General features: G+C 67.5%; 26 protein-coding genes and 1 tRNA gene. 16 read left to right on the top strand and 11 right to left on the bottom strand.

What is annotated here, in order from left to right; all coding sequences use genetic code 11:
- Positions 1-34 precede the first annotated feature (34 nt).
- From AC5592_RS07345 to AC5592_RS07325, 5 genes are all read right to left on the bottom strand, one after another.
- Positions 35-775 (bottom strand): ABC transporter ATP-binding protein, encoded by a 741-nt coding sequence (locus AC5592_RS07345; RefSeq protein WP_063063759.1) that lies wholly within the window; start codon positions 773-775, stop codon positions 35-37.
- Positions 751-1,605 carry an ABC transporter permease gene (locus AC5592_RS07340; RefSeq protein ID WP_036506709.1) on the bottom strand — a complete coding sequence of 285 codons (855 nt, stop codon included), beginning with the start codon at positions 1,603-1,605 and terminating at the stop codon, positions 751-753. Before AC5592_RS07340 ends, AC5592_RS07345 begins: the two co-directional genes overlap by 25 nt.
- Before the next feature lie 4 nt (positions 1,606-1,609).
- Positions 1,610-2,695 (bottom strand): ABC transporter substrate-binding protein, encoded by a 1,086-nt coding sequence (locus tag AC5592_RS07335; protein WP_232329245.1) that lies wholly within the window; start codon positions 2,693-2,695, stop codon positions 1,610-1,612.
- A gap of 53 nt (positions 2,696-2,748) precedes the next feature.
- Positions 2,749-3,960 (bottom strand): ROK family transcriptional regulator, encoded by a 1,212-nt coding sequence (locus AC5592_RS07330; RefSeq protein ID WP_084506437.1) that lies wholly within the window; start codon positions 3,958-3,960, stop codon positions 2,749-2,751.
- 77 nt (positions 3,961-4,037) lie between these two features.
- The gene (locus AC5592_RS07325; RefSeq protein WP_157121646.1) at positions 4,038-4,223 is read right to left on the bottom strand and encodes a hypothetical protein; all 186 of its coding nucleotides are present in this window, start codon (positions 4,221-4,223) and stop codon (positions 4,038-4,040) included.
- 74 nt (positions 4,224-4,297) lie between these two features.
- Between AC5592_RS07325 and AC5592_RS07320 the strand changes: the two genes are divergently transcribed.
- The 3 genes from AC5592_RS07320 (at position 4,298) to AC5592_RS07310 (ending at position 7,856) form a co-directional block, all read left to right on the top strand.
- Positions 4,298-5,284, top strand: a complete 987-nt coding sequence (locus tag AC5592_RS07320) for a TauD/TfdA dioxygenase family protein (protein ID WP_063063795.1) — start codon at positions 4,298-4,300, stop codon at positions 5,282-5,284.
- Positions 5,285-5,428: 144 nt separating this feature from the next.
- Complete coding sequence (locus AC5592_RS07315; RefSeq protein ID WP_157121645.1) at positions 5,429-6,889, top strand: NAD-dependent succinate-semialdehyde dehydrogenase; 1,461 nt, start codon at positions 5,429-5,431, stop codon at positions 6,887-6,889.
- 22 nt (positions 6,890-6,911) lie between these two features.
- Complete coding sequence (locus AC5592_RS07310) at positions 6,912-7,856, top strand: zinc-binding dehydrogenase (RefSeq protein WP_063063794.1); 945 nt, start codon at positions 6,912-6,914, stop codon at positions 7,854-7,856.
- 45 nt (positions 7,857-7,901) lie between these two features.
- Here AC5592_RS07310 and AC5592_RS07305 read toward each other — a convergent pair whose 3' ends face one another.
- Both AC5592_RS07305 and AC5592_RS07300 read right to left on the bottom strand, forming a co-directional pair.
- Positions 7,902-8,780 carry a TIGR03854 family LLM class F420-dependent oxidoreductase gene (locus AC5592_RS07305; RefSeq protein ID WP_036506783.1) on the bottom strand — a complete coding sequence of 293 codons (879 nt, stop codon included), beginning with the start codon at positions 8,778-8,780 and terminating at the stop codon, positions 7,902-7,904.
- A 241-nt stretch (positions 8,781-9,021) separates the two neighbouring features.
- The gene (locus tag AC5592_RS07300; protein ID WP_036506717.1) at positions 9,022-9,378 is read right to left on the bottom strand and encodes a winged helix-turn-helix transcriptional regulator; all 357 of its coding nucleotides are present in this window, start codon (positions 9,376-9,378) and stop codon (positions 9,022-9,024) included.
- 64 nt (positions 9,379-9,442) lie between these two features.
- On the opposite strand from AC5592_RS07300, the gene AC5592_RS07295 reads away from it, so the two are divergent.
- Positions 9,443-9,820 carry a VOC family protein gene (locus tag AC5592_RS07295; protein WP_036506720.1) on the top strand — a complete coding sequence of 126 codons (378 nt, stop codon included), beginning with the start codon at positions 9,443-9,445 and terminating at the stop codon, positions 9,818-9,820.
- 11 nt (positions 9,821-9,831) lie between these two features.
- On the opposite strand, the gene AC5592_RS07290 is transcribed toward AC5592_RS07295, so the two are convergent.
- Both AC5592_RS07290 and AC5592_RS07285 read right to left on the bottom strand, forming a co-directional pair.
- Entirely contained in the window at positions 9,832-10,284 is a 453-nt protein-coding gene (locus tag AC5592_RS07290) for a DUF6325 family protein (protein WP_030514283.1), read from the bottom strand.
- The gene (locus tag AC5592_RS07285) at positions 10,281-10,523 is read right to left on the bottom strand and encodes a hypothetical protein (RefSeq protein WP_157121643.1); all 243 of its coding nucleotides are present in this window, start codon (positions 10,521-10,523) and stop codon (positions 10,281-10,283) included. Before AC5592_RS07285 ends, AC5592_RS07290 begins: the two co-directional genes overlap by 4 nt.
- Positions 10,524-10,631: 108 nt before the next feature.
- Between AC5592_RS07285 and AC5592_RS07280 the strand changes: the two genes are divergently transcribed.
- The 9 genes from AC5592_RS07280 to AC5592_RS07240 all read left to right on the top strand — a co-directional run bounded on the left by AC5592_RS07280 (position 10,632) and on the right by AC5592_RS07240 (position 19,321).
- Positions 10,632-11,144, top strand: coding sequence for a cysteine dioxygenase (locus AC5592_RS07280; RefSeq protein ID WP_232329244.1), 513 nt, complete (start codon positions 10,632-10,634; stop codon positions 11,142-11,144).
- A 45-nt stretch (positions 11,145-11,189) separates the two neighbouring features.
- On the top strand, positions 11,190-11,582 hold the full coding sequence (locus AC5592_RS07275; protein WP_036506724.1) for a rhodanese-like domain-containing protein: 393 nt from the start codon (positions 11,190-11,192) through the stop codon (positions 11,580-11,582).
- 160 nt (positions 11,583-11,742) lie between these two features.
- A complete protein-coding gene (locus AC5592_RS07270; RefSeq protein WP_036506727.1) occupies positions 11,743-12,807 on the top strand; it encodes a hypothetical protein in 1,065 nt (354 codons plus the stop codon).
- A gap of 617 nt (positions 12,808-13,424) precedes the next feature.
- The gene (gene qhpG, locus AC5592_RS07265) at positions 13,425-14,921 is read left to right on the top strand and encodes a flavin-dependent monooxygenase QhpG (RefSeq protein WP_036506730.1); all 1,497 of its coding nucleotides are present in this window, start codon (positions 13,425-13,427) and stop codon (positions 14,919-14,921) included.
- Between the two features lie 49 nt (positions 14,922-14,970).
- Entirely contained in the window at positions 14,971-15,591 is a 621-nt protein-coding gene (locus AC5592_RS07260; RefSeq protein WP_036506733.1) for a hypothetical protein, read from the top strand.
- The gene (locus AC5592_RS07255) at positions 15,592-16,869 is read left to right on the top strand and encodes a cation:proton antiporter (protein WP_063063756.1); all 1,278 of its coding nucleotides are present in this window, start codon (positions 15,592-15,594) and stop codon (positions 16,867-16,869) included. It begins immediately after the preceding gene.
- Between the two features lie 265 nt (positions 16,870-17,134).
- Positions 17,135-18,418, top strand: a complete 1,284-nt coding sequence (locus AC5592_RS07250; RefSeq protein WP_063063755.1) for a cytochrome P450 family protein — start codon at positions 17,135-17,137, stop codon at positions 18,416-18,418.
- 146 nt (positions 18,419-18,564) lie between these two features.
- Positions 18,565-18,635: transfer RNA gene (locus tag AC5592_RS07245), tRNA-Gly, on the top strand.
- Positions 18,636-19,021: 386 nt separating this feature from the next.
- A complete protein-coding gene (locus AC5592_RS07240; RefSeq protein ID WP_036506738.1) occupies positions 19,022-19,321 on the top strand; it encodes a hypothetical protein in 300 nt (99 codons plus the stop codon).
- A 58-nt stretch (positions 19,322-19,379) separates the two neighbouring features.
- On the opposite strand, the gene AC5592_RS07235 is transcribed toward AC5592_RS07240, so the two are convergent.
- Together AC5592_RS07235 and AC5592_RS07230 are read right to left on the bottom strand one after the other, a co-directional pair.
- Positions 19,380-20,159: an enoyl-CoA hydratase-related protein gene (locus AC5592_RS07235; RefSeq protein ID WP_063063753.1), complete on the bottom strand. Its 780-nt coding sequence runs from the start codon at positions 20,157-20,159 to the stop codon at positions 19,380-19,382.
- A gap of 73 nt (positions 20,160-20,232) precedes the next feature.
- Positions 20,233-20,565 (bottom strand): hypothetical protein, encoded by a 333-nt coding sequence (locus AC5592_RS07230; RefSeq protein WP_036506745.1) that lies wholly within the window; start codon positions 20,563-20,565, stop codon positions 20,233-20,235.
- A gap of 248 nt (positions 20,566-20,813) precedes the next feature.
- On the opposite strand from AC5592_RS07230, the gene AC5592_RS07225 reads away from it, so the two are divergent.
- From AC5592_RS07225 to AC5592_RS07215, 3 genes are all read left to right on the top strand, one after another.
- Positions 20,814-21,599 (top strand): alpha/beta fold hydrolase, encoded by a 786-nt coding sequence (locus AC5592_RS07225; RefSeq protein WP_063063752.1) that lies wholly within the window; start codon positions 20,814-20,816, stop codon positions 21,597-21,599.
- A 37-nt stretch (positions 21,600-21,636) separates the two neighbouring features.
- Positions 21,637-22,380, top strand: a complete 744-nt coding sequence (locus AC5592_RS07220) for a crotonase/enoyl-CoA hydratase family protein (protein ID WP_036506751.1) — start codon at positions 21,637-21,639, stop codon at positions 22,378-22,380.
- Positions 22,381-22,530: 150 nt separating this feature from the next.
- Entirely contained in the window at positions 22,531-23,637 is a 1,107-nt protein-coding gene (locus AC5592_RS07215) for a glycoside hydrolase family 183 protein (RefSeq protein WP_063063751.1), read from the top strand.
- Position 23,638 lies beyond the last annotated feature (1 nt).

Below are 23,638 nucleotides of genomic sequence, written 5' to 3'. Positions count from 1 at the left end.
GTCGAAAGTCTTTCCGGTAGTGGATGATCGGCGCTCAGGCCGCGATCGGATCGGCGCCCAGCGCGCTCAGCAGCGAGCGTCGGATCCGCTGGAACTGCGGTTGCGCCGGATCGCGCGGGCCGTCGATGTCGATATCGATATCGACGTCGATGCGCCCGCGGTCCAGAATCAGCACCCGCTGTGCGAGGGTGATGGCCTCGTCGACGTCGTGAGTCACCAGCAGCACGGTCGGGCGATGAGCCGCGACGAGGCGGCGCAGCAGGGCGTGCATGCGGATGCGGGTCAGCGCGTCCAGGGCGCCGAAGGGTTCGTCGGCCAGCAACAGTTCCGGCTCGCCCACCAGGGCGCGAGCCAGCGCGGCACGCTGCTGCTCGCCGCCGGAAAGCTCGCCCGGCCAAGCTTTTTCGCGTCCGGCGAGACCGACCTCGCCGAGCAGCGTGGAGGCCGCGGCCCGGCGGGAACGGGGCTGACCGTAGAGGACGTTGGGCAGCACCCGCTTCCACGGCAGCAGCCGGGAGTCCTGGAACACCATGGACGTCCGGTCCGGCACCCGTAACAGGCCGTCGCCCGCCACACCGTGATCGATGCCGGCCAGTGCCCGCAGCAGCGTGGACTTGCCGGATCCGCTCTTGCCCAGCAGTGCCACGAACTGGCCCTCGGGGATGGTCAGATCGACGTTGTCGAGTACGGCTCGGCCGCCGAATCTGCGGGTCAGCCCGTCCAGTTGCACACCCGTACCGGGGTCGGGGGTCAGTCCGCCAGTGTTTGCCGCCACGACAGCACCTTTCGCTCCAGGATCCGGATTCCGGAATCGCATGCCAGGCCGAAAATTCCGTAGACCGCGAGCGCGACGAGGATGACATCGGCCTGGCCGTAGTTCTGGGCGTCCTGCATCATCTTTCCCAGACCGTCGGTCGCGTTGACCGACTCGACCACCACCAGCACCAGCCACGACGTATTCACCGCGAGCCGCAATCCGAGGAAGAAGCCCGGCAGCGATCCGGGAATCACCACCTGCCGGATGAAGTCGAAGCGGGAAACGCCCTGGATCTCCGACAGTTCGACGAGCCGCCGGTCGATACCGGTCAGTGCGGAATGCGCGGGCACGTAGAGGGTCACCGCGGCGGCGAGCATGATCAGCACGATCTTGAAGCCATTGCCGATACCGAGCCAGAGAATCATCAGCGGAACCAGGCCCAGCGTGGGAATCGAGCGTTTGAGCTGAACCACGCCGTCCACCAACGAATCTCCGACCCGGGACAGGCCGGCGATCAGCGCGAGGGTGGTGCCGATCAGAATGCCCAGGAACACCCCGGTGGCCACGCGCTGCATGGACACCGCGATGTTGGTGAGCAGTTGACCGTCGGTGAGCAAGTCCCACCCGGTCGTCACCACCGTCCACGGGGCGGACAATTTGCGCGGATCGAGCAGGCCGAGATAGGCCCCCGCCGACCAGGCGGCGAGCAGCAGAACCACACCGAGTAACCGCGCGAACGGGATCTGCCGGCGCAGGCCGAGGCGGCGGCGCGCGGGCCGGGCGGTGAAGCCCGCGGCGACGGCGGGACGCGCGCCGAGAGCGGGAAGATGTGCGGAGACGACGGTCATCGGGTCACCCCTGTGCCTTGGTGCGATATTGCGGAGCCACCGCGTCGGCGGCGATCTTCTCGAATCGCCGATCGAACAACTGATGGGCGTCGAAGGATTTCCCGAAGGCACCCGAGGAGGTGATCAAGTCGATCGTCTGCTGTTCCCAGTCGATCGACTTGTCCCAGTTATCCGGGAAGTACGGCCGTTCGGTCGTGGCCATGATGCGGCGGCCGTCGGCCTCGCTCACGCCCTGATTCTTGACGTAGTAGTCGGCGATCCACCGGTCCTGGTTCTCCCATTCCCAGACCTTCGCCCGCGCCCAGAATTTGACGAATTCCGTGACGGCCGCCAGCTTTCCGTCGTCGGCCAGCACCGAGGTCGGCGCCCACAGAATGCTCAAGGCGTCGACCGCGTCGGATTGCACGGTGCCGGCGCCCTCGGATCGATACTGAGCGAGGTATTTCGTCAGCGACGGCTCGGCCAGCGGCGCCACATCGACCTGTTTGCCCTGCAGCGCGGTGAGGAATTGCGGGCTGTTGAGCTGAACGAGGGTGACGTCGGAGGTTGTGAGCCCGGCCTGCTGCAAGGTCCGCAGCACCACACCACCCTGCGCTTGCCCGGGCGAGAAGGCGATCTTCTTACCGCGCAGGTCCTGCAGGCTGTGGATACCGCTGCCCGGGGCGGTGGCCAGGCCGTAGTTCGGGGTGCTGCGCCACAGCACGGCGACGATGCGGGTGTCGAGGCCCTGTGCGTGGGCTTGGATGGACGGGATTCCGGCGTTACTGGCCAACTCCACCGCGCCGCCCTTGAAGGCCTGGATCACATCCGGGCCGGCGGAGACATTCGGCCAGTCGGGCACGGTGAAGGGCAACTTGTCGATCTGGCCGCTACTGGTCAGGGCGACCTTCATATCGGTCGCCGAGATCTTCAGCGAGGTGCCCGGCGGCACGCTGGTCGGTAGCGGTTTGCTGAAGTCGGCGGACCCTCCGGAGGCCGCACAGGCCGACGAGGCACAGGCGGCGACCAGCACCACGAACGACGCCGCGCCGACCCTGCGGGTGAGGCGCATCCTACGCGTAGACGGTCGCGCTTCGATGAGCTTTCTCATCTATCGATCGTCGCGAATTATGTTGCGGCCCACAATATTCGGTCTACTTAAAATTAACGAGACTCGAACTGCGGTGATTCGAACCGCGGCGCGGGCTCCTCCTTCCGGTGGGCGCCGAAGCCCTCCGCCGCGACGGCGAGCGGGTCGGCGTAGAGGCGAATCAGCAACACCGCCGCGGCGGCGGTCTCCAGCGAGCGGTCGGGAAACGAGGTGCCGATGATGCGGTGCCGCGCGGAACGCACCTGCGCTCGCGCGGCGATCGCGTCGAAATAGGTGGCGCGCACCGCCGGCAGGCCGGTGAAGGCCCGATCGGTGATGATCAACGTCTCCGGATTCAGCACATCGAGCAGCGCGGCGGCCACCGCGGCCAGTCCACGCGCCCGGTCCTCGAACAGGGCATGGGCCCGCGGATCGGTTTCGGCGGCGGCGATGAGCGCCGGAATCGTGGGCTGCGCCATGATCCCCGAACCGGCCGCGCGCCTTTCGAGCGAGCGGTCGGAATAGGTGTCGAGCGGGCCGGGGCCACCCGGACCGAGGTCGGACGGCACCAGCGTGGCCAGTGAACCGGCCGAGGAACCGGGGCCGTAGTGGACCCGGCCGTCGACGGCGAAGGCCGCATCGATGACATTGCCGACGAACAGCACGGCGGCCGAGGCGTCGAAATCCAATGCGCCGAACAGTTGTTCCGCGTGCACCATCGCGCGGGCGTGGCTGTCGAGTTCCACCGGCAGGCCGGTGAGCTGCACCAGCACGTCCCGGACGAGCGTGTCCTCGAGGCGCAGCAGCGGGTGCGAGAGCACCACGCCGGCTTCCGGGTCGACCCAGCCGCCGGTGGCGACCCCGACCCCGGACAAGCGGGTGTCGTCCGGAAGGTCGCGGCGCAGCGCGGCGAGTGCGGCGGCCGCGTCGGCGACCAGATCCGCTCCCTCGAGCGTGCGGTGCGGAATCAGCGCACTCGAGACGATCGTACCGGCGATGTCGACCACCGCCACCCGGGTCTGGGTAGCCGCGAAATGGATGGCCGCCACCGCATTCCGGCGATCGAGCTCCAGCGGCGAATGCGGCCGGCCCACCCGCTGCGAGCGGTCCACCGGAGGCGATTCGCGGAGCAGACCGGCCTCGAGCAGCGCGCGGGTCTGACTCGTCACCGTCGCCGGGGACAGTCCCGCGTGGGCGGCGACCACCGAACGCGATGCGCCACCCAATGCCAAGATCGCGCGAAGTACCGCGCCCGCGGCCGTCGGCCACCCTCTCGCCGGTCTCATAGGCCTCGGTCCCGTCTGGTCCCCATACGTCTCCGGCCGACCCTACGAGACCGGGCGAGGTTCGGCACCGTTCCGCATCAGCGTGATCCGAACTCGGGCAAATCGGCCGGTCGGCGCGGTGGGATGCCATTGTAGAACCGTCCGGAATTTCTTTGCCGAGAAAAATAAATAACGCGGATATTTGAAATCACGGCGACGGCAACAAGTGCGGCGGAAGAGGTTTCGAAATTATCATCGGAACCGTCGTGGGGATCGGAAATCATTGCACCCCACGGTATCTCCCGCACCAATGGCGATTCTCGGCCGGGTGCATTCGAATGCGATGGAGTGTAGTGAAATGACACTGGCTGTCGAAAAGAACGAAACGACCGAAGGTAATGACGGCGCCTTCACCGTGCATCGGGTGGCCGGGCATATCGGTGCGGAAATCGGTGGACTCGATCTGAGCAAGCCCCTCGACGACGAGACCGTCGCGCGGCTGCGCCGCAAGCTGCTGAAGTACAAGGTGCTGTTCTTCCGCGACCAGCACCTCGGCCACGCCGAGCAGATCGAGTTCGGCCGCCGCTTCGGCGAGCTCACCCACGCCCACCCGCACGAGGACGCGCCGCCCAGCGACGCCCCGCAGATCCTGACCATCGACCCCCAGGTCTACGAGCGGCGCTACGGCTCGGCACGGCCGGACTCCCAGGAGCGCCAGTACAGCTACTACAGCGGCTGGCACACCGACGTGACGGCCTCGGTGAACCCGCCGGCCATCTCCATCCTCCGCTCGGAGGTGGTTCCGGAATTCGGCGGCGACACCACCTGGACGAATCTCGTTGCGGCATACGAGGGGCTGTCGGAGCCGCTGCGCGCGTTCGCCGACGGGCTCACCGCGGTGCACCGGTTCTCGGCCGGTCGCAAGTTCGACGACAACGAGGCCTACGCCCGCCGGATCAACGACAATCTGCTGATCTCGGAACATCCGGTGGTACGGGTGCATCCCGAAACCGGTGAGCGGGCACTGTTCGTCAACCCCGGCTTCACCGATCACATCTCCGGGCTGTCTCCCGTCGAGAGCGCCAAGATCCTCGACCTGTTCTTCGGCCACCTCAGCAGCCCCCGGTACACGGTCCGGTTCCGCTGGGACGCCAACAGCGTCGCCGTCTGGGACAACCGCTCGACCGCCCACCTCGGTCCCCAGGACCTCGGCCACCTCGACGTGACCCGGACCCTGCACCGGGTGACGGTGGTCGGCGACCGGCCGGTGGGCCCGGACGGCTTCGTCTCGCAGATCATCGCGGGCGAGGAGTTCAAGACCGAGGCCCACGTCAAGGTCTCCTGAGAACTCGGCGGCCCACCCGCGACCGGTGGGCCGCCGCAGCCCCGCGTCCCGGCGGATGTTTCGTGCGCCGTGGGCGGGTAGCCACCCCTCGAGACCGACCGACACCGGCCGGGTCGGATTCCGTCGTACGAGGAGTGGTGACCGATGACATCGACCAACGTCCAGCCGATGAGCGCCTCGGGGCCCGACGCCGAACCGTTCGAGACAATCGACGCCTATACCGGCGAAACCCTCGCCGAACTGCCCTATCTGGCGACCGAGCAACTCGATGCCCTGCTCGAACGCGCGCACGACGCCTACCGGTCGTGGCGCGCGACACCGGTCGAGCAGCGTGCTCGGGTGGTGTCCGCTGCGGCCGATCTGATGCGAGAACGCAAGGACGACCTCGCTCGGCTGATCACCCGCGAGATGGGCAAACGCATTTCCGAGAGCGAGTTCGAAGTCGACCTCGCGGCGAGCATCCTGCAGTACTACGGCGAGAACGGACCGCGCATCCTGCAGCCCACCGCGCTGCCGGTGGACGAGGGGGAAGCCCAGATCGTCAACGCACCGCTGGGAGTGCTGCTCGGTATCGAGCCGTGGAACTTCCCGCTCTATCAGGTGGTGCGGTTCGCGGCGCCGAATCTGGTGCTGGGCAACACGATTCTGCTCAAACACGCGAAGATCTGCGCCCTCACCGCGATCGAACTGCAGAAGATCTTCACCGACGCCGGCGCACCCGAAGGGGTCTACACCAACGTCTTCCTGCGGATCTCCGATGTCGAGCACGTCCTCGCCCACCCCGCTGTCCAGGGCGTATCCCTCACCGGCAGCGACGCCGCCGGTGCGTCGGTGGCCGAGATCGCCGGGCGGCACGTCAAGAAATGCGTGCTCGAACTCGGCGGCAGCGACCCGTTCATCGTGCTCGACGCCGACGATCTGGACGACACGATCGACGCGGCGACCACTGGGCGAATGGCGAACACCGGTCAAAGTTGTGTCGCCGCAAAGCGTTTCATCGTTCCGGACGAACTCTGCGACCGCTTCGTGGCCGGTCTGGCCGAGCGCTTCGGCGCACTGCGCCCCGGCGATCCGTCGGATCCGGACACCACCCTCGGCCCGCTGTCCTCGACGAAGGCCGCCGACGACCTGCTGGAACAGGTCCAGGATGCGCGCGAGAAGGGTGCCACGGTGGTCACCGGCGGCGGCCGGCCGGACGTACCCGCGCCGGGGCGGCGCGACGCCTTCGTCGACGCGACGGTGCTGACCGATGTCACCCCCGAGATGCGCGCCTATTCCGAGGAGCTGTTCGGCCCGGTCGCGGTGGTGTACCGCGTCGGCGACGAACGCGAGGCGATCGAGCTGGCGAACACTTCGAAGTTCGGTCTCGGCGCCACCGTCTACAGCAGTGACCCGGACCGCGCGCGAGCGGTGGCCGAGCAGATCGACAGCGGCATGGTGTGGATCAACCATCCGACCTCCTCGCAGGCCGATCTGCCCTTCGGCGGCGTGAAGCAGTCCGGTTTCGGCCGCGAACTGTCCGAACTCGGCATGTTCGGCTTCGCCAATCGCAAACTGATCCGCTCCCTGCCCCGCAAGACCGCATCCGCCGGTGTCGCGGGCTGACCGTTCGAAGGAGGAGATGCGCATGCGTGCAGCGGTGCTGCGGGAATTCGGTGGTCCGGACGCACTGGCCGTTCAGGACGTCGATACGCCGCGTCCGGGACCGGGTGAGGTGCTGGTGCGAGTCCGGGCGTCGAGCGCGAACCCGGTGGACGGAATCATCCGCCGCGGACTGGCGAATCCGAACCTGCCACTGCCGGCCGTGATCGGCAGCGATGTCGCCGGCGAGGTGGAACAGGTCGGCGACGGCGTCACCGACGTGTCGGTCGGCGATGCCGTGTACTACACGTCGGAACTGGCCTCGGGTGGCGGCGCCTATGCCCAGTACCACGTGGCGGCCGCCGCGATCGTGGCGCCCAAACCCACCACCCTGTCGTTCGCGGAGGCCGCCGCGATTCCGCTGGCCGGCGGAACCGCGTGGGAGGCGATCGTGCGCCGGCTCGCCGTGCGCCCGGGACAGACGGTGCTGGTACACGGCGGATCCGGCGGTGTCGGCACGTTCGCGGTGCAGTTCGCCCGCGCGGCCGGCGCCACCGTGCTGGCCACCGCGGGAGCCGATCATCAGGGGCTGCTGCGGGATCTCGGCGCGACCCCGATCGACTACAAGAGCGAGGACTTCGTCGAGGTCGCCCGTGCGCACACCGGCGGCGGCGGCGTCGACGCGGTACTCGATACCGTGGGCGGTGAGAATGTCGGCCGCAGTTGCGCCGCCACCCGCGACGGCGGGCGCATCGCCACCATTCTGGGGCCGGAAGGCCGGCTCGACGATCTCTACCAGCGCAACCAGACGCTCTACGGCATCTTCCTCAGCCGCGAACGCCGTCGGCTCACCGAGATGACTCCGCTGTTCGAGCGCGGCCTGGTCCACCCGCGCATCGCGAAGATCATGCCGCTCGACGACATCGTCGCGGTCCACGAACAGCTGGACGAGGGGCACAACGCCGGCAAGCTCGTCATCGACGTACCGTGACGCCCTCAGCGCACGGCCTCGGCCGGTGCCGACAGCCGTGCGTCCTCAGTTCTGACGCGGCAGCAGTTCGGTGACGAACCGGTCCACGAACTGCGCCGATATCGTGCCGTCGGCCGGCACCACCACGAATTTGCTCAGTCCGGCCGCGAGATACCCGTCCACGAGCCGGTGCAGGTCCGCCCAGCTCCCGGCGATCACATCGCCCGGATCGGCACCCGGTCGCTGCGCGCCGATCCGTGCCGCCAGTTCGGCCGGGATGCCGTTCTCGGCGAGCAGCAGCGTGATGCCGAAGTGGTCGGCTTCGATCTCCCGGCCCGCCGCGGCCGCCGCCGCAGTGATCGCCGTGACTCCGGCCGCCGCCTCGTCCGGGGTCACGAAGCTGCCCAGCCAGCCGTCGCCGTAGCGGCCGATGCGGCGGAAGGCGCCCGGCGACCGACCACCCAGCCAGATGTCGAGCGGGCGGGCCGGCCGCTTTCCGACTGTCGCCGCGCGAACGGTGAAGTAGTCACCGTCGAAGTCCACATCGTCGGCGCGCAACACCGCTCGCAGCAGGCGCAGCGATTCGTCGAAGACGGCGCCGCGCGGCCCCGGCACCGGGAACAGTTCCTTCTCCCCCGGCCCCGCAGGCTGTAATCCGAACACCGGCAGCACCCGCTTCGGAGCCAGGGCGGCCAGGGACGCCAACTGCTTGGCGACGAGCACGGGATGGCGCCCGGGCAGAATCGCGACCGAGGTACCGACCTTCAGACGGCTCGTGCGGGCCAGCGCGAACGCCATCCCCACCGTCGGATCGACGGCCGGGGCGAAGACCAGTTCGGAGAACCACAGCGAATCGACCCGCGCCGCCTCGAGCCGATCCACCAGGGCCGCCAGATCGTACGGATCGGCGGCCGAACCCGTACCCACGCCGAACCGGATCTTCACCTCGCCATTGCTCACAACCCTGCACAACAGCCGCTGCCGGACCGATATTTCGGCCGCCAGTGGTGAACGATCGACGCGGGCCGAAGCGCCGCCGACCGCACGCCGTTCGCGCCACCCAGCGGTAGCCGGTGCCGGACCGCCCCCAACCACCGTGCGGGACGGTCGGATTGAACATGCCGATGACCCATCGTTGATGTTCACCGACCTACCGAACGCGGAAATGACTGTGGCACTGCATGTTCTATATGACGCGGTCCGCCTGCTCGGGCGCCTCGTCGAGCAACTCGCGCAGATGCGTGCGCGACCAGGTGCACAGCTGGTGGACAGTGGCGAGCAGGTCGCGCCCGGCCGGGGTCAGGGAATAGTCGACGCGCGGATTCGGGGTGTGGTGGTCGTAGCGGGCGACGATGCCGTCGGCTTCGAGAGTGCGCAGCGTCTGGGTCAGCATCTTGTAGCTGATGCCCTCGACGGCGCGGTGCAGTTCGGCGAACCGGCGCTCGTGGTCACCGATCGCCTCCAGCACGGCCAGCGCCCACTTGGTGGACAGGGTCGCGAAGATTCGGCGCGCGACAGCCGCCGCCCGCTCCTGATCCGTCACCGCGTACCTCTCACCTGGAAGTGCGTACTTACCCAGCGTAGGGATCGACCGTAGCGTGCGAGGGATGCGGATTCTCGAGACCTACGCCCGCCTGTTCGTCGCGGATATGGATGCGGCCCTGCCGATCTACGAACGACTCGTCGGCGCGCCGGCCGATCTGCGCTTCCATTTCGAGGAAGCCGAAATCGCCGCTGTCGGTAGCTTTCTCGTCGTCGCGGGGCCGGACGCGGCGATCGACGGGTATCGCGGCACCGTCGGCCCGGTGATCGTGGACGATCTGGGCGCGCTCCCGGAGTTCCTCGCCGAGATCGGCGGCTCGATCCTCGGCGAGCCGGTCACCTCCGCCACCGGCGAGGTCGTCTACGCCCGCCACCCCGACGGGACAAGGGTCGAGTACGTGCAGTGGACGGACGAGGTGCGCATCCACGTCCTCGGAAGCTGAATCGCCGGGTGTCAGTTCTTGTCGTCGAGACTGTCCAGGGTCGTCAGGATCGCCTCGACCGGAATGCGGCCCGCCGCGACCGTTTCGGCGCCGTTGCGTCGCAGGGCCACCGACAGCGGTGCCGCCCAAGTGTTTTCGTAGATCAGCACGGCGGCCGAACGCCCGGGATGCAACGCGGCGCCCGCCTCCCGCAGATCGCCGTCGTCGAGTACACCCGTCGTCTCCTCGGCGAACAAGGCCACGCTCGCTTCGCACTCGAGCCCGATATCGGCGATATCGATGCCGGTCAGCGACCCGTCGCCCTCCTTCCGGAGAAACGCCAGATTCAGCACCCGGATGATGCCCCGGCCGACCAGATCGCGCAGCACCGGCAATGCCGAACCGTCCGGTGGGCGGCCCGCGGGGAACTCGATGACGAGATAGTCGATCGGTCCCATCTCATCGATTCCGGCAGCACTGGTCATCCGAGCACCTCATCCGTGGCCGGATCACCGCGGTGATTCGGCGAGACAGCAGCTGATGTCACGCCGTCGGCGACGAGCACCTCCGCCACCGGCGTAACACCTAATGATTCGAAGCCACGCCGCTCGCGGATAAAGCGGGAATCGATTCGCGGGACGCGGGCCGTCGGACACGGTGTTTCATCCACCTGTCCGTCCCGCCACTCGTTCATCCCGTGCCGCGGCCCGTCGATGAGATCCAACGGCATTCCCGAGTTTCGCTCACGGTGAGTCTGGATGGTGGCAAACCGTGTGTGGCGGCGAAGAATTCGCGTGACCGCGGTGTGGAAGGGGTAGTGGTGACGACGTCCGTGCCTGTGCGACTGGAGCACGCGAAAGATATTCATCCGGGCGTCGATGTGCCGCTACTCCGCGAGGCTGTGGTGGCCGAACGCACGCTGTGGACACCGGCCGAACTGCACGAGCTCACCGCGGTGGTGGCGAGCGAACTGGCGACACCGCTGCTGGATATCGTGCGGTTCGACACCACGCGGCGGTGGTGGACCCGGCTCGCCCTGACGATGGGCGTGGAACTGTGGCTGCTGTCGTGGGCGCCCGGACAAGGCACCGAACCGCACGACCACGGCGGTGCGTCGGGTTCGTTCACCGTCTCGATCGGCGAACTCGACGAGGACTATCGCTACCCCACCGGCCCCGTACGCTCGGCCGGTCGCCGCGCCGGCGACACGATCGCGTTCGGTCCCGAACGCGCGCACCAGCTGCACAACCGCAGCGCCCGGCCGGCCACCACGGTGCACGCCTACTCGCCACCACTGCGGCCGGTCCGCGAATACCGGTCGCTGCGGGATTTCACCGGTGTGTGACCATGCCCGGTACCCCCCATCGCACGATCGCCGAGGAGTGACGGTATGAGCGCCGAGGACCTGCTCGCCCGGGCACGCGCCGGACTGAACCGCGTCGAGCCCGTCACGGCCGCGCACCGGTTGGCCGAGGGCGCCCTCGTGGTCGATATCCGCCCGCACGCCGACCGCCTCGCCGAGGGCGAGATCCCCGGCGCGGTCGTCGTCGAGCGCATCGTGCTGGAATGGCGGCTCGACCCCGGCGGTGCGCATCGGCTCCCGGACCTGACGCCCGACACCGAGGTCATCATCGTCTGCAACGAGGGCTACGCATCCAGCCTGGCCGCCGCCGACGCACAGCGTCTCGGGCTGGCGCGCGCCACCGATCTGGTCGGCGGGTTCCGCGCCTGGAAGGCGGCCGGCCTGCCGGTAGCTCCCGGCGGCACCCCCGCCGTTCCGTAGTACCGCCGGCACCTCCCTCGCAGCACCGCGTCTACCTCCCGGTTCCCGGAATTCTTTCACCTGCAAACGATCTGGCTGAGAATGTAGACGGGCAAACGGAATTACGAGGAGTGCGATGACCAGGTGTGCGCATTATGTCGGAAGTGTTCCAGCCGAGTTGATGACCGGGGATGCTGCGGTGCTGCAGTGGTTCGCCGATCGCAGTGCGGGCCATCCCGTGACCGGATTGCCCTGTGATCTGGATCCGGACTGGATCCTCGACTACCTCCGCCGGCGCAGAGAGCACGAGGACGTCTTCGAGGTCGTCCGCACCGGCGATTACTCCGACTACAGCGATTTCCCGAGCTACGGCTTGCGCCCGGGGGCGAAGCTGGAACCACGGCACGTGGCGATGGACCGGCTCGACCGCATCGGCGCCGTGGTAGCCGCGTTCGACGAGGTGCGCGCCGGGCGGCCCGAACTGGACGGAACGAGATTGCAACTGAGCCAGCCCAATCCGCTGGATCTGGCGATGTTCGTCTTCGCCGGTGCGGCGGTGTCGAACGGTTTCCCGCTCGGTCCGGCACTGCGCCGCTCCGATCTCCTCGCGGCCGCGCTGCGGCATCTGCCGGTGTTCACCGAGGCCGCACTGCACGAGATCGCGGAGGTGAACGCGCGCTACGGCGATCGCGTGGTCTGGCAGGTCGAATCACCGTTCGCGCTGCTGGGCATGGTCAAGGCCGACCAACTGGGCGCGAAATGGGCGGCGGGGCCGCTGCTGGCTCGCCAGCTGGCCGGGGTACTCACCGGCATACACGAGATCGGGGCACAGGCGGTGGTCCACCTGTGCTACGGCGATTACCAGCACAAGGCGCTGCTCAACCCGCGTTCGCTGGCGCCCGCGGTCACCCTGCTGAAGCACACCGCACGCCGGCTGCGCGCAGCCGGCACTCCCTTTCCGGCAGTGCACATTCCGTGTGCGTTCGGTGCCGAACCCGCGCCGCAGGACGCCGCGTTCTATGCGCCCCTGCGCCGACTGGACCCGGACTGGAACGTCATCGCGGGGGTGGTGTCACCCGATTCCGCCGACGACAGCGCTCACGCCCTGCAACTGTTCGAACAGGCGGCCGGGCGCACCGCATTCGGCGTCGCGACCGCGTGCGGCCTCGGCCGCTGCAGTGTTGCGGACGCGCAGCGAGCCGCGGAGACGACCGCGGCACTGACCGCCGAGACGACCACCGGTTAGCACCACGGCACGGGTCGCGGGGCCGTGCGTCAGCGTCCTGACCCACGGCACCGTGGCCCGGCCCCGGGCGCCCGTCGCCTCGCGCGCATACCGCAATCTCGTTCGGCCCCAAGGATTCTGCATCGCACACCTCGCCACCAGGGCATACACCCGAGGGGACCGCCGGAATCGGGCGGATGCCACGCGAGAACCGGACAAAGGCCTTACTCTGGATCAGTTGGTGGAAGTGGGGTGATGCCGGATGTGACCAACCGAAACCGCAACCCCGTGTCGGGCAGTCGTCACCGTCTCTTCCGCTTTGCTCGCCGATAACGGTACTCACGTAACGCAACGTCGCGTCCCCTGTCGTGACCCCTAGCCGCGCATCACCGACAGCGGCATTCTCGTACCTTCAGTAGCTATCGTCTGGCTACTCATTGACGGTGTGTACTTGCATCGAAACTTGCTGTTTCCCTTGATGATTCAAGTACTGCTGATAAACTGATTTCCCGTGTGCCGAGCTCGAGTTAACAAGCGGCTACGGAGGTTTCGGGTTTGTCGTAGGACATGCCATCCGGACCAGGTCCGGTAGCCGATCCGGCGCACCGTCCGTTCGTACGCAGTTCCAGGGAGTTGCTATGGGGAACAACGAAATTCCGCGCGTTCTGGTGGTAGGCGGCGGCCCGGCGGGGTCCACCGCCGCCGCATTGCTCGCACGGTCCGGAGTACAGGTGACCCTCCTGGAGCGGGATACGTTCCCGCGCTACCACATCGGAGAATCACTGCTGGCCTCGTGCCTGTCCACGCTGCGGATATCCGGCGCCTACGACAAGGTCGCCGCGCACGGCTTCCAGATCAAACGCGGCGGCTACTTCCAGTGGCAGAACGACACCTGGTTGCTGGACTGGTCCAAGCTCGTCGATGCCGAGGCATGGTCCTGGCAGGTCGACCGAGCCACCTTCGACGACCTCCTGCTGCGCAACGCGGCCGACCAGGGCGCGCAGGTCATCGAACAGGCGACCGTCAAGAACATCCTGTTCGACGGTGAGCGTCCGATCGCCGCGGAATGGGTCAAGGCCGGCGACGACACCGTCCACACCGCCGAGTTCGACTTCCTCGTCGACGCCACCGGCCGAGACGGGTTGCTGGCCAAGCACTTCGGCATGCGTCGCCAACATCCCGCCTTCCGCAACGTCGCGGTCTGGTCGTACTGGAAGGGCGCACATCTGCACCCGGACAGCCCGGAGGGCGCGATCAACGTGGTGTCGACTCCGGAGGGCGGCTGGTTCTGGAACATTCCGCTCGCCGACGGTCGTACCAGCGTCGGCTATGTGATTTCGGCGCGAGTGGCCGCGGAAAAGCTGCGCGGGCACGATTCGCGCCAGTCGTACTACCTGGAGACCATCCGGGAGAGCAAGCCGATGTGCGAAATGCTCGAGGGTGCGGAGCAGATCGCCGACGTGCGGGCCGAACAGGACTACTCCTATGTCGCCGACCGGTTCTGCGGCCCCGGCTACGTCCTCGTCGGCGACGCGGCATGCTTCCTGGACCCGTTGCTGTCCACCGGAGTCCACCTCGCCACCTATTCCGGGCTCGTGTCCGCGGCGGCGATCGCGACCACACTGCGCGGTGAGATGTCCGAGACCGATGCGCTGGCGTACTACGAATACACCTACCGCCGCGGCTACACCCGGTTCCTCTCCCTGGTCTCCCGGATGTACGAGCACTACATCGGTTCCGAGGAATACTTCGCGCACGCGCACAAGCTCACCGACGTCCACGACGGCGACTCACCCGAACAGTCGTTCACCCGGATCATGGCCGGTCTGACCGACGTCGGCGAGACCACGGGCGAACAGGACCGTACCGGCACCGAGGTCATCGTCTCGGAGGCGGAGCGCCTGCACACCGCCCCGGACACCGACGGGGTCAACATCAAGTACATGGGCGGACTGGATATGTCGCCGGTCTGGGACCACTGGCGTGATCCGCTGTCCGACACCGAGATGGGCGAGATCCGCATCACCACCGAACCGGTGTTCGGCCTGACGAGCCGCCCGCGCTCCGACGCCGAGCGCGAGGCCGTGGCGCTGCCGGTCCAACCGCCCCGCAAGGGCGCCGGCGCCGCACTCTAGCGGTGACCTCACCAGGACTCCCGGTGCGCACCGAGACGTGGAGTCGACAGTGACCGTCACAGGATCCGTCCCCGGCCCGCTGAGCGAACCGACGCCCAGCGGGCCGGGATTCCGGACGAACCCGGCCACGCAGATCGAGCGATTCCACCACCCCACAACCCGATCCCTGCTGTCGGGCGAAGGCTTCACGACGACGGCGCTCGAACACATCCTCGAGACGACGTTGAGCGTGCACGTCCTGCGCCAGCACCAGGTTCCGCCCCGCACACTGCCCACCTTCATCGTCGACGAACTCCGGCTGCAGGATGCCGAGGGCGCGCTGGTCCGGCGCTCCCGTCTGGTCACCCCCGCGCTGGCGACCGTCTCGATCAATTACGTTGTGGCCGTGCCACAGTCGGCCGCCGCCAGTGGCATCGATGATGTCCGGATGCCGATCGGCCACGGCTTGCTCACCCGCAGCCTGCCCCAGCGCCGCCGCCTGCTCTGGGCGGGCATCCGGCCGTGGCCGGACGGCCGGCCCAGTGCGTCCAGGGCATACATCATGACGCTCGGCCGCCATCCCGTGTGCTATATCCGCGAAGTTTTTCATCCCGCGGTCGTCCCACCCGCGCACACGACCGGTCCGCTGCCGGAACCGGCGCTGCGAGATGATGTCTCCGAGGAGAACTGAGTGCCTGCTCCCACCATCACGGTCCTACTCGACCTGGTTCTCATCATGGCGGCCGCACACCTGCTCGGCTGGCTCGCCGAAAAGATCGGGCAGCCACCGGTCATCGGCGAGATCGCGGCCGGAATCCTCGCCGGTCCGACCGTCATCGGACATCACCTGTCCGCCACCCTGTTTCCCGAAGCCGGACGCTCGTATCTGGCGCTGCTCGCCAATATCGGAGTGGCGGTGTTCATGTTCGTCGCCGGTCTGGAACTCGATCGGGAGATCTTCCGCGGTGCCCGCCGTTCGATACCCGCCGTGTCGGCGGCGGCCTACGCGATCCCCTTCGCGCTGGGAGGCGCGGTCGCGATCACCGTCCTGGCACGCCACACCACCGGCAACCGGCTGCACTTCGCCCTGTTCGTCGGCTGCGCGATGGCGGTGACCGCCTTTCCGGTGCTGGCGCGAATCCTGCACGACCGCAATCTGGTTCGCACCGAGATCGGACAGCTCAGCCTGGCCTGCGCGGCGCTGGTCGACGTCGTGGCATGGTCGGTCCTCGCCGTCGTACTCGCACTCGCGCACCCGGGTGGCGTGCAGTGGCGGCTCGTCCTGCTCCTCCCACTGGTCGGACTGCTGTGGTGGTTCGTGCGACCGCTGCTGGCCCGGATCTCGGAATCGGGCACCCAGCAGACGATGATCGTGCTCGGCGTGGGTGGTGCACTCGGGCTCGCCGCGATCACCGAATGGATCGGCTTGCACCTGATCTTCGGCGCTTTCGCCTTCGGTGTCATATTCCCGCGCGAACGCCGCCGGACGGTCGAGTCCGGTGTGCGAATTCTGTGCTTGTTGCTGATGCCCGGCTTCTTCGTGATCGCCGGGCTGGCCGTCGATCTCGGCTCGGTCGACGCGACCTCGATCGGCGAATTGATCGCGGTCATCGGTGTGGCGGTGGTGGGAAAGGTCGGCAGCGTCTACGTCGCGGGCCGACTGACCGGGATGCGGTCGCGGGCGGCCGCCGCCGTGGCAGCGCTGCTCAACACCCGAGGTCTGACCGAACTGGTGATTCTGAACGTGGGCTTGACGAGCGGCCTCATCGGCACCCAGTTGTATTCACTGCTGGTGATAATGGCCCTGGTGACGACCGCCTCGACCGCGCCGATGCTCCGTCTGCTCGGCATATCGCGCGGCGGCGACCTGTCGTCGCGTCCGCCGCACGCACCGGACTCGGAGCACGACCCGGATCCGGACGTCGTGGCCGCGGCGGTGCAGACGCCGGATATGAGCGGAAAGCACTGAACCACAAGCACATCCGATCGACTCCGGGCGCCGGTGGCGGCAGCCCTCCTCCCACGTTCGCAGACACCGTCCCCGCGTCGCTGCTATGTTGCTTGCGTGGGCGAACCGCCAGGCACCGCACGACAGGTCATCGAAGTCTGCAGATCTGTGGGCGTCGAGACGGTCCGGCATACAGTCTTCCTCGCACCGCCCATGTGAGTGCGACACGTGCCGCACCCGCCGAGCTCTCGTCGAATTTCTGTTCCATCCGTCTGGAGTCCCGTCTTTGACCACACCACAGTCACCCCTCCCCGAGCCCTACACCACGGCGACCGGAATATGCCCCGTCCAGCACGGCTCGCCCTTCGATGCCGACGACGACCGATTCCCGATGTACACAGCCGAATTCGTCGCCGATCCACACGCCGCCTATCGCGAGATGCGCGGGCAGTACCCCTCCCTCGTTCCCGTCGAGATCGCCCCCGGTGTGGCTGCCACCCTGGTCATCGACTATGCCGTCGCGGTTCGCATCCTCAACGACCCGGACCACTTTCCCTCCGATCCGCGCACCTGGCAGAAGACCATTCCGCAGGATTCACCCGTGCGCCCGATGATGGAGTGGTTTCCGGCGGCCCGGTACAACACCGGTCCGGCCCATGCCCGCTACCGCGCTCCGTCGGTCGCCGCGATCGACCACATCGACCTCCACAGCGTGCCCGCGATCGTGGAAAGGGTTGCCGTTCCCCTGGTCAACTCCTTCTGTGAGCAGGGATCCGCCGATCTCGTCATGCAGTACTCGTTCCCGCTCGTCCTCGAGGTCCTCAACCGGATGGTCGGCTGTCCCGCCGACATCGGGACCCGAGTCGCCAACGGCATGGCCGCCCGGTTCGACACCGTCAGGGGTCAACAGGGGATGGACATGCTCAAGGAAGCGCTCATGGAACTCATCGCGTTCCGGCGCGAGCAGCCCGGCGACGACGTCACCTCACAGCTGGCCCATCATCCGAACGGCCTCAACGATATCGAGGTGTTCGCCCAGCTGATGTCCTTCTACGGCGCCGGTTTCGAGGCCCAGCGCAACCTCATCAACAATGCGCTGATGCTCATCCTCACCGATGAGCGATTCCGGTTCGGCGACATCCTCGGCCGCAACCTGTCCACCACCGACGCCCTCGACGAAATCCTGTTCAACGACCCGCCGATGGCCAACTTCTGCACCACCTATCCCCGGCAGCCGATCATGATCGACGGCGTGTGGCTGCCCGCCAACCAGCCGGTCCTGATCAGCCTCGCGGCGTGCAACAACGATCCGAAGATCCGCGGCGAAGCAGCGAGCAGTATCGGCAACCGTTCGCATCTGGCCTGGAGCACCGGACCGCACGCCTGCCCCGCCAAATCGGTGGCCTATCTGACGGTCCAGAACGCCATCGACCAACTCTTCGACGCACTCCCGGAGATCCAGTTGGCCGTCCCGGCCGCACAACTGGAATGGCGGCCCGGTCCGTTCCACCGGGCACTGACCTCGCTGCCGGTCGTCTTCCCGAAATCGCCGCCGCTGCCCGTGATGTAGCAACCGCATCGCCCGGCCCGGGCGACCGCCGCGACGGTCGCCTGGCCGGGTGGCAACTCGCTGATCGGGGGCCGTGCCGTTCTAGGTGGGAAGTTGTGACCTCGGGGACGGCCTCTGCTATCTTCTCTGCAGTGCCTCACGCACCGGCCGGTGTAGTTTAGTGGTAGAACATCAGCTTCCCAAGCTGAGAGTGCGGGTTCGATTCCCGTCACCGGCTCTCTTCTTCCCCGCGGCAGCGCCCATCGGGTACGCGATACGTCCATCCGGACGAATTCCCTTGTCTCTCTTTCACATCGGCTGCCGGTGAACCACGGACAGCCGATGTCGTCGGCCGGAGTCTTCATCAGCCGGCGCCGAGGTCGATGCCGAACGGCACCTCGATCCGCCGCACGGCGAGATCCCTGCGACCGCGGCGACCGAAACACCCGAGCCCCGCGTACAGCGCTGATTCCGGCCGGAAGGTTAGGCGGGGCGAATCGTGGCTACCCCTCCCGAGGTGCTGGGTGCCGTGGACGTCGAGCGGCCGGGTCGGAGGGCCGGTCCACGGCACGGATGTACAGCACCGACCGTGACCTGTGACGACGGCGGAAGGAAACCGGACAGATGCTCATGCTCACGCCCACTGCCATCGAGGCCGTTCGCACCATCACCTCCGCGGACGGGATGCCCGACGATGCGGGACTGCGCATCTCCACCAACGACGGCGCGGAGACCCTGCAGCTCGCAGTAGCCGCGGGGCCGTCGGACCAGGATCAGGTGCTCAATGCGGAAGGCCCGCGGGTCTTCCTCGACGAGCACGTCGTCGACTTCCTGGACGACAAGATTCTCGACACCGGACTGGGTCCGGACGGGCAGGGCACCTTCGTGCTCGCCCAGCAGGACCCGAACACCGCGGGACACTAGACCGACGCCGATTCGGCTCGATTTCGGCCGAATCGGCGCCCTCCCGCCGACGGCCGGCCTAGTCCGGCCACATCGGCGTGCGCTTGGTCAGAAAGGCATCCATACCCTCGCGCGCACCGGGCAGCTGGGACGCGGCGGCCATGACCTCGAGTGCGATCGCGTAGGCGTCGTCCTCGGGGCGGTCGAGCTGGGCGTACAGCGTCCGTTTGCCCAGCGCCTTACTCGCCCGGCTACCCCGGGTGGCCCTGGTGAGCAGGTCGGTGACCGCCCGATCGAGATCGGCATCGGGGACGGCGCGATTGATCAGTCCCCAGTCGGCGGCGGTGCGGGCATCGATCGGATCGCCGGTGAGGGCGAGTTCCATCAGGCGTTTGCGGCCGATCGCCCGGGCCACCGGAACGGCCGGGGTGTGGCAGAACCAGCCGCCCTTACCGCCCGGGAGAGCGAAGCCGGCCGATTCGGCGGCCACGGCGAGATCGCAGGAGGCCACCAGCTGGCATCCGGCGGCGGTGGCCAGGCCGTGCACACGCGCGACCACGACCTGGGGCACGGATTCGACGGTCGACATGACCTCGGTGCACAGGGTCAGCAGGTCGCGGACGCCGAGCAGGTCACGGGCGGCGACATCGGCGAAATCGTGCCCGGCGGAGAAGACGGGACCGTTCGCGGCCAGAACGATCCCGCTGGCATCACTGCCGCCCGCCCAGCGAAATGCCGACAACAACTCCCTTAGATGCTCGGCCGAGAGCGCATTGCGCCGGTCCGGCCGATTCATCGTGATGCGAACGGTCTCACCGTTGCGCTCGACGAGCAGGTGCTGGTACTCCGCTGTGGCCATACCCCACGGTAGATCGGTCCGGGGGCGTTCGGGCGGGCGAACTCGTCGAGCGATCGGTGATCGTCGCGCGGTGCTACTGCGGCGCCGCGACGCAGGTGGTCGCGATCTTCTGGGTCGCCGCGCGCGCCTTGTCGGAGTCCTCCTTGCTCAGGCCGCCCATCGAACCGTCGGCCACCTGGGCAGTACTGCCGGGCTTGGTCATCTTGCGCAGGCCGTCCTGCGAAATGCCTTCGTCCACATAGAGTTTGGCGGCGCAATCGGCGAGTTTCGCATCCTTGAGGCCGCTGGACTGCAGGGACTTCGACAGGTCGGCCTGGGTGACGGTCGGCTCCGAATCCTTGTCGGAGCCGCACGCACCCAGCAGCGGCAGGGCGATGCAGACGGCGGCGATCAGCGAAATCCTCAACTGTTCCTCAATTCTCAGGCGTATCAGCTATGGCGCGCTCCGGCGGACCGGACACGAACCGCGCAGGTGATACTGCCGCATCACGCGGCCGGACAACAGTCCGAGTGTCGCGAACACGGAGCCTTCACAACGGCGCCCCTGACGGAACCGTCGTCCACGGGGTCGCGACCTCTGTTGGCATTACGCCAATGATTGCTAGGGTGTCCCCGTTCCTCGTCGGCGTCCGAGTATCGGTGTGGGAGTTTCGAATGATGTTGAACCATCACCGGGTCGGCACCGGTGAACCACTGGTCCTGATCCACGGCGTCGGCAGTCGCTGGCAGGTGTGGGAACCGGTCATCGACACGCTGGCGGCCCACTTCGACGTCATCGCGGTCGACCTACCCGGTTTCGGCGGGTCCGACCCGCTACCGCACACCACGGTCGACACCCTCACCGACGCCCTGCACGCATTCCTCACCGAACAGGGCCTGGAACATCCCCACCTCGCCGGCAACTCCATGGGCGGCCTGATCGCGCTGAACCTCGGGGCCCGCGGTGGGGCGAGTTCGGTGACGGCGTATTCACCGATCGGCTTCTGGTCCGACGCCGGGCGCATCTGGTGTCAGCAGGCGCTCGCCCGCGCGGCCACCCTGGGCCGGGGGCTGCGCAAGCAACTGCCGGCCATCCTCGGCACGCCGGCCGGGCGGACCGCCTTCCTGAGCATCGTGTTCGGCCGGCCGTGGGCGCTGGACACCCGGACCGCGGTGGAGACCGTGGACGGCGTCCTCGGCGCCCCCGGATTCCGTTCGGCCCTGGCCTCTTTCGATCACGCGCGGCTGCGCGACGGTGGGCGCCTCGCCCGCATTCCGGTCACGATCGCCTGGGGCAACCGCGACATCCTGCTCACCTATCGGACGCAGAGCCGGCGGGCGCGGCAGTGGCTTCCCCAGGCCCGGCACGTCACCCTGCCGGGCAGCGGCCACACCCCGTTCTACGACGACCCGGCCGGTTGCGCGAAGATAATCCTCGAGCAGATGCCTACCCACGGGTAACCGCGGGTAGGCCGACCCGATCAGCACGGAGTGAGCGATGAGCGACGTATCCCTGACCTTCGACGGTGATCGTGCCTACGTCGAACTCGACCGGCCCGACAAACACAACGGGCTCACCATCGACATGTTGAACGATCTCGTGCGGGTGGCGCGGGTGATCGGAAAACGCGACGAGATTCGCTCCGTCATCCTCGCCGGCAACGGGCCCAGTTTCTCCAGTGGTCTGGATATCGCGAAGGCGACCGGCGACCCGCTGAGTATCGTGCGCAATTTCCTGCCGCTACCGTGGCTGGGCACCAATGCCTTTCAGGAGGCGTGCTGGGCGTGGCGGCGACTGCCGCAGCCGGTGATCGCGGCGGTGCACGGCCATTGTTTCGGCGGCGGACTGCAATTGGCGTTGGCGGCCGATATCCGTTTCGCCACACCGGATTCCGACTTCGCCGTGATGGAAGTCGCCCACGGCCTGATCCCGGATATGTCGGGCGCGGTCACATTGTCGCGCCTGATCGGCGTGGACAAGGCGCTGCTGCTGACCATGACCGCCGACCCCGTCGACGCCGCCTATGCCGCCCGCATCGGATTGATCACCGAGGTCAGCGAGGATCCGCGCGCCGATGCCGAGAAATTGGCCGATCGGATCGCGGCGCGCCCGGCACCCGCCGTCGCCGCCGCCAAACAATTGTTCGAGCGCACCTGGCATGCGGGCACCCGCCGCACCCTGGGAATCGAACGGGCGACCCAGATACCACTTCTGGTCCGGCAGGCGCTCGGCCGTCGGTAGATCCGACAAAGGGACACACCGCCGACCCGGGAATTACCCGAAAGTGCGAGCGGGAAACCCATTTACCTGCGATTCGCTGTTAGCATTTTCACACTTTGCCAGCGAAGCCGGTGAACGGGGGCGCATCGGCGAGAACGGGAAGGGCTGCATTTGTCCAAGACCGTATCCGTCCTGCTGTCCGCGATAGCGGGCGCCTCGGCCGTCCTTCTGACCGTGACCGCGCCCGCGGCCGCCAACCCGAATGCCATCAATCCGATTCCGGTTCTCAACGGCACCACCGGGTTACCGAATCTGGCCGGCCGTTCGCGAGCGATATTCCAGGTCACCGGAATGGCCAGCCCGAACGCCACCGAGAACTACAACGTCCTCGGCACCGACCTGGGAATCATGTGGGACAACGGCCGCGGCGAGATGCTCACCGCCTTCGGCGATACCGCCGGCGTGGGGCTGCCGAATCTGCTGGCTGGCAGTTTCTGGGCGTGGCGCAGCAATATCCTGGTGCGCAGTCACACCCAGGATCCCTCGGGCGGCATCTATTTCGACAGCGCCGTGCGCGACGTGTTCGGCCAGGCGCGGGATCTGATTCCCAGCCCCAAGATTCCGTTCATCGAGATCAGCCGCATCCCGACCGCGGGAATCTCGGTGAACGGCGTGCAGTACATGAGCCTGATGTCGGTGAAGAGCTGGGACGACGTCGGCCAGTGGACCACCAACTACTCGGGCCTGGCGGCTTCCGCCGACAACGGGGAAACCTGGGCCGACCTCGATTTCACCCGCCGGCCCAACGAGGGTGGCAATGCCAACTTCCAGATGAACGCCTTCGTGAAGAGCGGCGGCTGGGTGTACGAATACGGCACGCCCTCGGGCCGCAATCACTTCGCCTACGTCGCGCGCGTACGGGAGAACGACATCCAGAATCTCGCCGAATACGAGTACTGGGACGGCGGGGCCTGGCGCAAGAACGATGTGAACGCCGCCCGCCCGATCACCGGCGGCGTAGCCGAGATGTCGGTGATGTGGAACGACTACCTCGGACAATTCGTCATGCTGACCACCGATCCGTGGAATTCGGTGGTGATGCGCCGGGCGTCTTCCCCGGAGGGACCGTGGAGTGAGCCGGAGGTGCTGATCGATACGCGCGAATTGCCGACCGCGTACGCCCCCTCGATCTTCCCGTACCAGACCGGGCGGGACTTGTACTTCCTCACCACGGTGCACAGCCAGTACAACGTCGTCCTCATGCGCACGACGCTGTAGT

Source organism: Nocardia violaceofusca NBRC 14427 (assembly GCF_963869435.1).
Classification (GTDB): domain Bacteria; phylum Actinomycetota; class Actinomycetes; order Mycobacteriales; family Mycobacteriaceae; genus Nocardia; species Nocardia aobensis.
The sequence above is the reverse complement of the archived record's forward strand: the minus strand, read 5'-3'. Positions and strand labels throughout refer to the sequence as shown.